The sequence below is a fragment of the Herbaspirillum sp. GW103 genome (genome assembly GCF_000261365.1).
In the GTDB taxonomy this organism is placed as follows: Bacteria; Pseudomonadota; Gammaproteobacteria; order Burkholderiales; family Burkholderiaceae_D; genus Herbaspirillum.
Map to the genome: position 1 here is coordinate 180,774 of NZ_AJVC01000006.1, position 12,165 is coordinate 192,938.

Annotated in this window: 12 protein-coding genes; 7 read left to right on the forward strand and 5 right to left on the reverse strand. The window is 62.6% G+C overall.

Going from position 1 to position 12,165, the window contains the following annotated elements:
* Window positions 1–79 precede the first annotated feature (79 nt).
* Window positions 80–1,594 (forward strand): sensor domain-containing diguanylate cyclase, encoded by a 1,515-nt coding sequence (locus GWL_RS19355; protein ID WP_008333498.1) that lies wholly within the window; start codon window positions 80–82, stop codon window positions 1,592–1,594.
* Window positions 1,595–1,700: 106 nt separating this feature from the next.
* Here the strand turns inward: GWL_RS19355 and GWL_RS19360 are convergent, their stop codons facing one another.
* Both GWL_RS19360 and GWL_RS19365 read right to left on the reverse strand, forming a co-directional pair.
* Window positions 1,701–2,351, reverse strand: coding sequence for a 3-oxoacid CoA-transferase subunit B (locus tag GWL_RS19360; RefSeq protein WP_008333506.1), 651 nt, complete (start codon window positions 2,349–2,351; stop codon window positions 1,701–1,703).
* A 13-nt stretch (window positions 2,352–2,364) separates the two neighbouring features.
* Entirely contained in the window at window positions 2,365–3,060 is a 696-nt protein-coding gene (locus GWL_RS19365; RefSeq protein ID WP_008333508.1) for a CoA transferase subunit A, read from the reverse strand.
* 267 nt (window positions 3,061–3,327) lie between these two features.
* Here GWL_RS19365 and GWL_RS19370 point away from each other — a divergent pair, with 267 nt between their 5' ends.
* A complete protein-coding gene (locus tag GWL_RS19370) occupies window positions 3,328–3,888 on the forward strand; it encodes a PAS and helix-turn-helix domain-containing protein (protein WP_008333510.1) in 561 nt (186 codons plus the stop codon).
* Window positions 3,889–3,924: 36 nt separating this feature from the next.
* On the opposite strand, the gene GWL_RS19375 is transcribed toward GWL_RS19370, so the two are convergent.
* Entirely contained in the window at window positions 3,925–4,857 is a 933-nt protein-coding gene (locus GWL_RS19375) for a LysR family transcriptional regulator (RefSeq protein WP_008333512.1), read from the reverse strand.
* 124 nt (window positions 4,858–4,981) lie between these two features.
* Here GWL_RS19375 and GWL_RS19380 point away from each other — a divergent pair, with 124 nt between their 5' ends.
* The 4 genes from GWL_RS19380 (at window position 4,982) to GWL_RS19395 (ending at window position 9,417) form a co-directional block, all read left to right on the forward strand.
* Window positions 4,982–5,878 carry an MBL fold metallo-hydrolase gene (locus GWL_RS19380; protein ID WP_008333514.1) on the forward strand — a complete coding sequence of 299 codons (897 nt, stop codon included), beginning with the start codon at window positions 4,982–4,984 and terminating at the stop codon, window positions 5,876–5,878.
* Between the two features lie 63 nt (window positions 5,879–5,941).
* Window positions 5,942–6,553 carry an NAD(P)-dependent oxidoreductase gene (locus GWL_RS19385; RefSeq protein ID WP_008333515.1) on the forward strand — a complete coding sequence of 204 codons (612 nt, stop codon included), beginning with the start codon at window positions 5,942–5,944 and terminating at the stop codon, window positions 6,551–6,553.
* An 85-nt stretch (window positions 6,554–6,638) separates the two neighbouring features.
* Window positions 6,639–7,367, forward strand: coding sequence for a DsbA family protein (locus tag GWL_RS19390; RefSeq protein WP_034351688.1), 729 nt, complete (start codon window positions 6,639–6,641; stop codon window positions 7,365–7,367).
* A gap of 481 nt (window positions 7,368–7,848) precedes the next feature.
* Entirely contained in the window at window positions 7,849–9,417 is a 1,569-nt protein-coding gene (locus GWL_RS19395) for a methyl-accepting chemotaxis protein (RefSeq protein ID WP_008333523.1), read from the forward strand.
* A gap of 22 nt (window positions 9,418–9,439) precedes the next feature.
* Here GWL_RS19395 and GWL_RS19400 read toward each other — a convergent pair whose 3' ends face one another.
* Window positions 9,440–10,087 (reverse strand): HAD family phosphatase, encoded by a 648-nt coding sequence (locus GWL_RS19400; protein ID WP_008333525.1) that lies wholly within the window; start codon window positions 10,085–10,087, stop codon window positions 9,440–9,442.
* A 126-nt stretch (window positions 10,088–10,213) separates the two neighbouring features.
* Window positions 10,214–11,134: a LysR family transcriptional regulator gene (locus tag GWL_RS19405; RefSeq protein ID WP_008333529.1), complete on the reverse strand. Its 921-nt coding sequence runs from the start codon at window positions 11,132–11,134 to the stop codon at window positions 10,214–10,216.
* A 93-nt stretch (window positions 11,135–11,227) separates the two neighbouring features.
* Here GWL_RS19405 and GWL_RS19410 point away from each other — a divergent pair, with 93 nt between their 5' ends.
* Entirely contained in the window at window positions 11,228–12,160 is a 933-nt protein-coding gene (locus GWL_RS19410; RefSeq protein WP_008333530.1) for a DMT family transporter, read from the forward strand.
* Window positions 12,161–12,165: the final 5 nt, after the last annotated feature.

Below are 12,165 nucleotides of genomic sequence, written 5' to 3' on the forward strand. Positions count from 1 at the left end.
CACACCGGTTCATCATTTGTTGCAGGACAATCACGTTGCCGCCGATCAAGATGGAAGCGCGTTTTGCTTTATGCGTTAATTGCGCCTGGGGATTCGTGGGGGAACAAAAATCAAGCAGTTGAAGAAATACCTGGTCGTCGTCCTGGGCATTGCCATGCTGATGGTGGTGGCCATGTGTGCCAGCACGCTCTATCAGAGTTACCGCCAGACCCGTCTTTCGGCAGTAGCCAATGCCAACAACGTGACGCTGATCTCCCAGCGCGCCATCTCGCGCAACCTCGAAGTACTGTCGCTGTCGCTGGACACGCTGGCCTACCGCTACCAGCATCCGCTGGGTGGCCACCGGCTCAACGAGGCGCAGCGCTATGCCTATCTGTTCGGCAGCGCGCCCAGCGTCAGCAACATCACGGTGATGGCCGTCATCGGCCCTCGCGGCGAGGTGCTGGCCAGTTCGCGTCGCCGTCCTGGCGAAGCCGCCCCCAATTATGCCGACCGTGCCTACTTCACCGCGCACCGCGATTCGGCCAATGTCGGCCTGTACGTTTCCCGTCCCATGCGGGCCAAGCTGGGCAATGAACTGCAGGTGGTGGTGCTGTCCAAGCGGCTGTTCAATGAAGATGGCAGCTTTGGCGGCATCGTCGTCATGGCGCTGGACCTGGCTTATTTCCGCGATCTGTTCGAAGGCTTGTCATTGGGCGCCAATGGCGTCATCTCGCTGTATTCGGACGATGGCGTGGCCTACATGCGGGTCCCTTACCGCGAGGACATGATAGGACGCGACCTCAGCGGCAGCGGCAATTTCCAGCATATCAAGAACGCTCTGCAGCATGAGGAGGGCAGTTTCTTCGCCCGCGCCAACAGTGATGGCCAGGAGCGGCTCTATACGTTCCGCCGCATTCCCGATTCGCCGCTGATCGTCTTCGTCGGCTATGCGCAAGAGACGATCTTCAAGAGCTGGCGCAAGACGCTGTATGCCGTGCTGCTCTCGCTGTTCATCTTCGCCTTGCTCTCGGCCTATCTGCTCTCGCATATCCGGCAAGAGCTGCGTCGCCGGGTGAGCACCGAAAGGCGCCTGGAGGAACTGGCCCTCACCGACGGCCTGACCGGGCTGCTCAATCGCCGCGCTTTGGACGATGCCCTGCAGGCCACCTGGGAGCGCTGCCGGCGCAATCTGAATTCGACCTTCTCGGTGCTGTTCATCGATGTGGACTATTTCAAGCTCTACAACGACACCTATGGTCACAAGCTGGGCGACGAGGTCCTGCAGGAGGTGGCGCAGGCCATTGCTGAAAACCTGCCACGCAACACCGACTGCGCCGGCCGCTACGGCGGCGAGGAGTTCGTGGTGCTGCTGGAACTGACCGATGAACAGGGCGCCCGCCTGATGGCGCAGCGCCTGTGTGACGCGGTCTACAGCCGCCTGATCGTGCATGCCACCAGTCCGCTGCGCGTGCTCACCATCAGCGTCGGTGTGGCCACGCTGCAGCGCGAACATCATCGTCGTGTGGAGGACGTGCTCAACGCCGCCGATGCGGCCTTGTACCGCGCCAAGCGGGATGGGCGCAATGCGGTGCGCATCAGCGGCGTGGCGTGATGCACGTGGATGCGGACTCCAACAAAAAGGGCGCCATTGACATGGCGCCCTTCGTTCATCCCGACACGGCTGCAACGGCAGCGGCCGGCTGAGGACGGGATGACAATCAGACTTCGCTCACATCCAGCGGTGCTTCGGTCTTCTCGATCACTTCCTCCTTGGTCACGCCGGAGGCCAGTTCGATCAGCTTCAGGCCGCCCGGGGTCACATCGATCACGCCCAGGTCGGTGATGATGCGGTTGACCACGCCCACGCCGGTCAGCGGCAGGTTGCAGTCGTTCAGGATCTTCCTGGAGGTGCTGCCATCCTTGGCCTTGGCCACATGTTCCATCAGCACCACCACGCGGCCCACACCGGCCACCAGGTCCATCGCGCCACCCATGCCCTTGACCATCTTGCCGGGGATCATCCAGTTGGCCAGGTCACCCTTGGCCGAGACCTGCATCGCACCCAGGATGGCGATGTTGATCTTGCCGCCGCGAATCATGCCGAAGGAGTCCGCCGAGCTGAAGAAGGACGAGCCGGGAATGGTCGTCACGGTCTGCTTGCCGGCGTTGATCAGATCGGCATCGACCTGGTCTTCGGTGGGGAAGGGGCCGATGCCCAGCAAGCCGTTCTCCGATTGCAGCCACACTTCGATATCACTCGGAACGTGGTTGGCCACCAGCGTGGGCAAGCCGATACCCAGGTTCACGTAGAAGCCGTCCTGCAGTTCCTTGGCTGCGCGCGCAGCCATTTCATCTCTGGTCCATGCCATTTTCTGTGTCTCCTTATGCGCGCACGGTGCGTTGTTCGATGCGCTTCTCGGGCGTGGCGTTGACCACGATGCGATGCACGAAGATGCCGGGAGTGTGGATCTGGTCCGGGTCCAGCTGGCCCACTTCCACCAGTTCTTCCACCTCCACCACGGTGACCTTGCCGGCCATGGCGACGTTGGGATTGAAGTTGCGCGCGGTCTTGTTGAAGACCAGGTTGCCGGCCTTGTCGGCCTTCTGCGCCTTCACCAGCGACACATCGGCCACCAGCGAGCGTTCCATCACGTAGCGCTCGCCGTCAAACTCGCGCACCTCCTTGCCCTCGGCCACCAGCGTGCCCACACCGGTCTTGGTGAAGAAAGCGGGGATGCCGGCACCACCGGCGCGCAGTTTCTCGGCCAGGGTGCCTTGCGGAGTGAACTCCAGTTCCAGTTCACCGGCCAGGTACTGGCGCTCGAACTCCTTGTTCTCGCCCACGTAGGAGGCGATCATCTTCTTGATCTGGCGGGTGGAGAGCAACTGCCCCAGGCCGAATCCATCGACACCGGCGTTGTTGGAAATGGCGGTCAGGTTCTGCACGCCCGAATCACGCAGGGCGGCGATCAACGCCTCGGGGATGCCACACAGGCCAAAGCCGCCGACCGCAATGGTCTGACCGTCCTTGACGATGTCTTTCAACGCGGTGGCCGCGTCTGGATACACTTTGTTCACGAGTCTCCTTTCGGCTCTTGTCTTGCGAGCAGGGTTGCAAGCGGGCCGGCGGACTTGCCGGCTTCAACAGGGATGGATGCAGGGGCTTCTCTTGCGCAACGCATGAGGACGTCGCCAGGCCCCATTCGGCTCCAAATAGCGCCAATTATCATAGGGCAGCTGAAATAAGCCATACAATACGGTAAAAATACCTGGCGCAATGCAGCATGGTACCGTCCGCCGGACGGTCCCGCCAGTTGATAGGGCCTAGCCAAATTGCAGCAGCACATGATCCAGCCACTTCCCATCGACTTTGAACAGGTTTTCATGCACGCGCCCATTGGCATGTGCGTCTCCCACAACCGCGTCATCCAGCAGGCCAACCTGGCCATGGCGGCGATGTTCGGCTACGAGGTCGATGCCCTGCGCCAGACCTCCTTCCAGGAGATCTATCCCACTGCCGATGAATTCGAGCGCACCGGCCTGCGCCTGGTCCCCATCTTGAACGAAAAGGGCTTTTATTCGGACGAGCGCATCATGAAGCGCTCCAACGATGAAATGTTCTGGTGCCACGTCACCGGCCACGCGCTCAATCGCGACAACCCGCATGCGGCCGGTATCTGGACCTTCGAGGATGTCAGCGCCAAGCGCCCCATCGCGCCCGGTCTGACCCCGCGCGAACGCGAGATCGCCGCGCTGCTGGTGGAAGGCAAGACCAGCAAGCTCATCGCCCGCCAGGTCGAACTGAGCCCGCGTACGGTGGAAATGCACCGCGCCCGGCTGATGCGCAAGTTCGCTGCCTCCACCTCCTCCGAGCTGGTGCACAAGCTGCTGAGCATCACGCCCTGATCATTCGTGTCGTCCTGATCGACCCGATCGTCCTGATCAGAACGGCTGGCCCGCAAACCGCTGGGCGAGAAAATCGAGCATCGTGCGCAAGGTCGCCGGCATGTGCTTGCGCGAGGCATAGACGCCATACATGCCCAGTTGCAAGGGTTCGTAGTCCGGCAGCAATTGCACCAGCTGACCGCTGGCCACCAGCGGTGCCACCGTGTAGGCCGGCATGTGACCGATGCCCACGCCCGCCAATACCGCCTGCAACAACACCGTCACTTCATTGGCACTGATGCTGCCGCCGACGGCCACGCTCTGGGTCTGCGTCTTGACTGCATGACTTCCCTTGCCGGCCCTGGCTTTTTTCTTTTTTGGATCAAACTGCCACAGGCTGCGCCCTACATACGAATGCGTCAGGCAATTGTGCAAGGCCAGATCCTCCACCCTGCGCGGCAAGCCGTGACGCGCCACGTAATCCGGGGTGGCGCAAATCACCGAGCGGCACACGCCGAGCGGACGCGCAATCAGGTTGGGCTCCAGCCGGTTGGTCATGCGGATGGCCAGGTCGATGCGTTCTTCCACCAGGTTCACGGTGCGGTCCAGCGCCAGCAGGTCCACCGCCACACCCGGATAGCGGCGGCCATAGTCGACCACGGCCTGAATCAGCTGGGTCTGCGCAAAGGAGGTACTGGCGGTGATGCGCAAGAGCCCGCGCGGGGTTTCATCGGGCGCATCGAGGGCATGGCGCATGTCCTCGGAATACTCCAGCATCTGGCGGCAGCGCGGCAGCAGTTCGTTGCCGGCGGGCGTGAGCGAGAGCCGCCGCGTGGTCCGGTGCAGCAGCCGTGCGCCGACCCAGTCTTCCAGTTCGGCCACGTAGCGCGACACCACCGGCCGCGACAAGTCCAGCTGTTCGGCCGCCGCCGACAGACTGCCGCCATCCACCACCGTCACGAAGACCTGCATGGCCATCAAGCGATCCATCCCGCCACCTCATGATTTGAACGATTTCAGAAACAAACTGTGATCGATTATGCTGTTTTTCGAAATCAAAAGCGATCCTATGATGGCCACTCCTGATACCCATCCACCTCTTTTCGGAGTCGCCATGTTTTCCACCCATCGCCTGCTGCGTCCCCTGCTGGCCATCGCTGCCACCGGCCTGCTGGCCTTCTCGGGCGCGGCCGTCCAGGCCGCCGCCCCGCTCAAGCTCGACATCTACAATCCCGGCAAGGAAGCCATCTTCCCGGTCAGCTCGGTGCTGGTCACGGGCGAGCGCGACGCGATCCTGGTCGATGCGCAATTCGGCCAGCGTGAAGCGCAGCAGGTCGTGGAAAAGATCCGCGCCAGCGGCAAGAAGCTGACCACCATCTACATCAGCCACGGCGACCCGGATTACTACTTCGGCCTGGAGGCCCTGCACGCCGCCTATCCGGAAGCCAGGATCGTGGCTACCGCGCCGACCGTGGAACACATCAAGAAAACGGCTGCAGGCAAGCTGGCCTACTGGGGCCCCAAGCTGGGTGACAACGCCCCCCGCGCCACCATCACGCCGCAAGTGCTCAAGGGCAAGACCTTGACGCTGGAAGGTCGCAAGCTGGAAATCATCGGGCTGGATGGTCCTCAACCGGATCGCAGCTTCGTCTGGATTCCCTCGCTCAAGGCCGTGGTCGGCGGTGTGGTCGTGGCCGGCAACATCCACGTATGGGTGGCCGATACGCAAAGCATGAAGTCGCGCCTGGACTGGCTCGCCACGCTGGCCCGCATCGAAAAGCTCAAGCCCGCGATTGTGGTGCCGGGTCACTACGCCCGCGGTGCACCGCTGAACATCGCCTCGGTGCGCTTCACCCGCGACTACCTGAAGACCTTTGACCAGGAAGCCGCCAAGGCCGCCGATGCCACTGCCCTGATTGCCGCCATGAAGCAGCGCTACCCTGATCTGGGCGACACCGGCTCGCTGGAGCTGTCGGCCAAGGTCATCAAGGGTGAAATGAAGTGGCCCTGATCTGAGCGGAACTGCATTGATCCGAAGCTGTTTATCCTCCCTCCCCACCCGAAAGGAAACCTCATGAAAATCGCACTCATCGGCGCCTCCGGCAACGTTGGCACCCGCATCGTGGACGAAGCCCTGCGCCGCGGCCACAACATCATCGCCATCGCCCGCGACGCCGGCAAGATCGCCCAGCGTACCGGTCTGACCGCCGTCGCGGTCGACGTCAAGGACGCTGCCGCACTGGCCGCCGCCATCAAGGGCGCCGACGTGGTCATCTCCAGTGGCCGCTTCACCGCCTTTGGTGCCGCCGACCTGCTGCCGGCGGTGAAGGCAGCAGGCGTGAAGCGCCTTGCTGTGGTCGGTGGTGCCGGCAGCCTGGAAATCGCACCGGGCAAGGCGCTCATCGATACCCCGGAATTCCCCGCCGAATACATGCCCGAGGCGTCCGGTGGACGTGACTTTCTCAATGCCCTGCGCGGAGAAACCGACCTGGAATGGACCTTCCTGTCGCCCTCGGCGCTGTTCATCGCCGGTGAACGCACCGGCCAGTTCCGCCTCGGCCAGGATGCTCTGCTGGTCGGTACCGATGGCAAGAGCTGGATCTCCTACGAGGACTACGCCGTGGCCCTGCTGGACGAACTGGAACAGCCGAAGCACGTGCGTGCCCGCTTCACGGTAGGCTACTGAACCCGTTCCATATCATTGCATCACGGGCCTGACGGTGCAGAAAACGTCAGGCCCTGTGCCGATTCATTCAAGAGGAAATCACATGATGACCACCCCCGCTGCCCCGCACGACACCGTGCTTCACTACATCCACGATCCGTTGTGCGGCTGGTGCTATGGCGCTGCGCCGCTGGTGGCGGCGGCGCGCGAGGTACTGTCTGTGCAGGCGCATGGGGGCGGCATGATGGCCGGTCGCAATCGTCGCCGCGTCGATGCGCAACTGCGTGATTACGTGATGCCGCACGATCACCGCATCGCGCAGATGACCGGACAAGCGTTTGGCGAAAATTATTTCGACGGCCTGCTGCGCGATACCGAAGCGATCTTCGACTCTGCACCACCAATCGCCGCCGTGCTGGCGGTGCGGGCGCTCAAGGACGAGGCCGCCGGGCTGGACATGCTGGCAGCGATTCAGCGTGCGCATTACCAGCAAGGACGGCGCATCTCCGAAGTAGCGACGCTGACCGAGCTGGCGCAGACGCTGGGCATCGCGCCCGCTGCCTTCATCGCAGAACTGCAGCGGGTTGAACAGGAAGAGCTGGCCAATCACATCGAGGCCAGCCGTGAATTATTGAACCATGTCGGCGGACGCGGCTTCCCGACCTTCGTGCTGCAACGGGGCAATACCCTGGAAGTGCTTGATACCGGGCGCTGGCTGGGGCAGCCGGAGCAGTGGAAGGCGTATCTGGGTGAGCAAGCGAGGGGGACTGCGTCCGTAGCGGCCTCCGATGGCGGGTCCGTGCGATGTGACCTGCTGAGTGGGCGTTGCGAATAAGCCACTGACCGCACCGTTTATCCACCCTGCCTGCCGCGCACGAAGCTGCGCGGCAGGCTCCTTGCGCAGGCTTCGCCCCCGCCCCCGTGAGGATCGTCCATCGCGCAACCGCGCCATGACCCGCCTGCAGCGTCAGTCCGTCCATTTTCGCGGCCTCCCCTCTGAGCAGCATCCGCCCATTGGACGGTTTTTTTGAATGCTGCCGTTAAATTTTCAGCGCTAATCAAACACGCACGTTTGCTCTACATTGAGCGGCTTTCCCGAGGGACAGGTCGCAGCATCGGGAAAGACAAGACCACGTTGTCCTCATCCTTCTTTCATGGCGGACGGCATTCGAACAGCAATCGCCCCCTATTGAATCAGGATCCGCGCTTCCAGACGTCATCTGTGGGATCAGCATCCACATCATCCGCACCCGGTCACTTTCAGGCGGCGTCTTGAATCCCAACCCTATGATTAAAAAATGCTCAATGGAGAGTGTATGGATTTCACCCGTCTGACGGTTTCTTCGCGCCTCAAGTTCGGCTTTGGTGCCGTGCTCGTTCTGATGCTGCTGATCATCGGCATCGCTCTGAAAGATCTCGCCGATGTCAACCAGCAATTGCTGTCCATCACCGAGGTCAACAATGTGGAGATCCGTCATCTCTCGACCATGCGTGCGGCAGCCTATGAACAATCCCTGTCCTCGCGCGGGATCGGGCTGGCAAGCACACCGCAAGACCTGAACCTGAACGCCGACAATCTGCACAAACAGATCGTCATCTACACGGAGGCCGAAAGCGCACTGGCCAAGCTCTTCGCAGAAGTGGAGGAAACCACCGAGACGGAGAAGAAGACACTGAGCCTCATCCAGCAAAAGACAAGGGAAATCACCCCTTTGCTCTCGACGATGATTGACCTCGCCAAAGCAGGAAAAACCGACGAGCTCAGGGTCGGGGTCAACAGTCCGGTGGGCGCCATGCAGGCGCAACGACGCAATACCCTGGCTGAGCTCTCCGCATTCGAGGATCAGCTCAACGACGCCGCAAAGAATGAGGCACTTGCCGTCTATGCGACCGCGCGCAGACTGCTCATCGCACTGGGGATGCTGGCACTGGCGAGCGGACTGATCGCCGCCACTCTCATCACCAGGAGCGTACTGCGGCAGCTGGGCGGAGAACCGGCCGTGGCCTCGACGCTGGCCGCGCGGATTGCGCAGGGTGACCTGCGCAGCGAGGTCGACGCTGATACCCGCCATCCGAACAGTCTCATGATGTCGATGAAGAGCATGAACAGCGGTCTGCGCGAGATCGTACGTGAAGTGCGTTCCGGTACCGACGCCATTGCGACGGCCAGCAGCCAGATTGCTACGGGCAACCTTGATCTGTCCTCGCGTACCGAGGAGCAGGCCAGCTCGCTGGAAGAGACCGCCTCGGCCATGGAGCAGCTGACGGCCACCGTGCAACAGAACGCCGACAGCGCTGGCGAGGCCAACCGGCTGGCCACCGAAGCCTCGGTGGTCGCGGCCGAAAGTGGCCAGCTGGTCAAGGAAGTGGTGATGACCATGGCTGCCATCGAGGACTCGTCCAGGAAGATCGTGGACATCATCAGCGTGATCGACGGTATCTCGTTCCAGACCAACATCCTGGCCCTCAATGCCGCCGTGGAAGCAGCGCGCGCAGGTGAGCAGGGACGCGGCTTCGCGGTGGTGGCTTCAGAGGTACGCAGCCTGGCGCAGCGCAGTTCTTCGGCCGCCAAGGAGATCAAGGAGCTCATCGACGACTCCGTGGACAAGGTCGCCAGCGGCAGCGCGCTGGTCAACCGTGCGGGCGAGACCATGAGCAATGTGGTCTCCAGCGTGGACCGGGTAGTGTCGGTGATCGGCGCCATCAGTGACTCCAGTGCCGAGCAGAGCAAGGGGATCGTTGAGATCAACCATGCCATCTCGCAGATGGATCAGGTCACGCAACAGAATGCCGCGCTGGTGGAACAGGCTGCGGCAGCCTCGCAGGCGCTGCAGGCGCAGGCGCGCCGGCTTAGCGACGTGGTGGAGGTGTTTGCCATCGCCTGATGACCGGGGCATCAGGACGTCTTCACTCCCGGCACGGCACTCCCAGTGCGCGCAGCGACGCCCGCGTGGTCGCTGCATCGACGTGATGGATGCCGTGCCAACCCAGCGCACGACAGCCTTCGATATTCTTGTACGCATCATCGATGAAGACCAGCTCTTCGGGCTTCAGGTCCGGCAGGTGCCGTGCATAGCGCTCCAGCGCGATCTGGTAGATGCGCGGCTCGGGCTTGATGCAGCGTTCATGGCCTGAGACCACGATGTCGCGAAACAGCTGCATGAAATCGTGGTGGTCGCGCGCATGCGGATAGGTTTCCGACGACCAGTTGGTGAGGCCGAACACCGGCACCTGCTGCGCATGCAGTTCGCGCAAGAGCGCCACGCCTTCCGGCAACGGACCACGCAGCATCTCGGTCCAGCGATCGTAGAAGGCGCGAATCAGCGCATCGTGTTCGGGATACTGCCCCACCAGATGCGCAGTGGCCTCGGCCAGGGTGCGGCCGCCATCCTGCTGCACATTCCATTCGGGCGAACAGATGTGGGTGAGGAAGTGATTGCGCTCCTGCTCGTCGGCGATCAGTTGTTCGTAAAGGTACTGCGGGTTCCAGTCGAAGAGCACGCCGCCGAAATCGAAGACGACGGCGCGGATGGGGCTTGGTGCAGAAAACGTCATGGTTGAAATCCTGGGGTAAATAAGGCTGGCGTCGCGACGATAGCAGATCCGGAAGAACCGGGCCGAATTCGTCCATTGCCCTGCTGAAGATGCAGAGGTGCTTGCGGCCTGGTCAGCCTCCCCCCATCAATCCGCTTGTGCCTGCAACGCCTCCACCAGATAGTCAATGAGCACCCGCATCTTGGGCGCAATATGGCGCGACGATGGAAACAGCAGATAAGCCATGCCGGAATAATTGATATCGAAATTCCATTCCCGCAGAAGCCGGACGACACGACCGGCAGCCAAAGCCTCCCGCGCCGCGAAATCGGGCACGCAGCCTACGCCCAGCCCCGCCTCGATGGCCGCCAGCCGCATCTCGCTGTGATTGATCGCGCAGCGACCGGCGACGATGATCTCGGCCGATCCGGTCTCGCAGACGAAGCGCCAGCGATTGTCCCGCTCCTGTTCACCCAGGGTCAGGCAGCTATGGCTCATCAGGTCTTCCGGATGATGGATCGGCCCATGGGCCGCGAGATACGCCGGACTGGCCAGTACCAGTTGCCGCACCGGCAGCAGGCCGCGCGCCACCATACCCGGCGGCGGCGTGTCCGTCAGCCGGATGACCAGATCCACGCCTTCACGCAGCGGATCAACCAGCCGGTCCACTACCATCAAATGCACATCCACCTCCGGATAGCTCGTCAGGAATTCCAACAGCACTGGCTGCAGCAGGTGCCGCGCAAACGCCTTGGGCGCACTCATCCTGACCAGTCCCTTGGGTGCGCCGGCATGGCCCTCGGCCGCCAGCAAGGTGGCGCGTGCGGCAGCCACCATCTTGCGTCCGTGCTCCAGCACGTCCAGTCCGGCTTCGGTCAGGCGCAGTTGTCGCGTGGTGCGCTGGAACAATGCCACGCCCATCATCTTTTCCAGACGGGCCACCTGGCGGCTCACGGCCGAAGGCGTCATGCCCTGCTGACGCGCAGCGGCCGAAAAGCTGCCGGCGTCGACCACTCGCACGAACGTGACAAGCTCATGCAGTACCTCGGCCAACTCATTTGTTCTCATGCGGCACAACTCCTGTTCTTCATCCCTGGCTAGTCAGGTCTCATCGGTCCCAAGACAATACACCAGCTCTACCCAACGCCACGATGAGACCTCATGAACAAGTCCTCCCTGCTGCACGCCCCCGCCCGGCCTACAACCCTGCTGCGACTCAATCCTGTTGAATGGGCGCTGCTGCTGGTCGCCGTGATCTGGGGCGGCAGCTACAGCGCCGCGAAAATCGCCACGGAGCAGTTGCCGGTGCTGCAGTTCCTGGTGCTGCGATTCGGCCTGACGTTTCTCCTGCTGGCCCCCGCCTTGCGCAGCATCACCTCTGTCCCCGCGTGGAAAAGATCGCTGGCAGGAGCCCTTCTACTGGGCGTGGTCCTGCTGGCCATCTTCATCTGCGAAACCGTCGGCGTATCGATGACGACGGCCTCCAATGCCGCCTTCCTGATCAGCCTGTGCGTGGTCTTCACGCCCTGGTGCGAGTGGCTGCTGCTGGGCCAGCGTCCCGGGCGTTCGGCGCTCATTGCGTGCGCGTTGTCGTTTGTGGGCGCTGCCTTGCTGGCATTCCAGGAGGGCGTCACGCTCTCGCACCTGAGCTGGGGCGATGCCCTGATGGTGCTGGCCGCGCTCCTGCGGGGTGTGATGGTGTGCCTGACACGCCGCCAGGGCCTGCGGTTCGGCTTGCCCGCACTCACGCTGACGGCGGTGCAGATGGGTGTCATGACGGCGGGATCGCTGGTGCTCATGATGGCCCTGCCGGGTCAGCGCTGGCTGCCTCTTCCGGCCACCGCCTCCTTCTGGTGGGCGATGGCGTTCCTGGTCTTGCTGTGTACCATCGTGGCCTTCTTCGTACAGAACCATGCGGCCGCACGCACCAGTGCGTCACGCGTGGCCCTGCTGATGGGCAGCGAGCCGCTGTGGGGAGCGCTCATTGCGGTGGTGTGGATGCAGGAACACCTGTCCCTGCAGGGCTGGATGGGCGGCTTGATGATCGTGGGGGCCACGGGGTGGGTGCTGCGGCCGCGTAACCATTCGACCTAACCCGG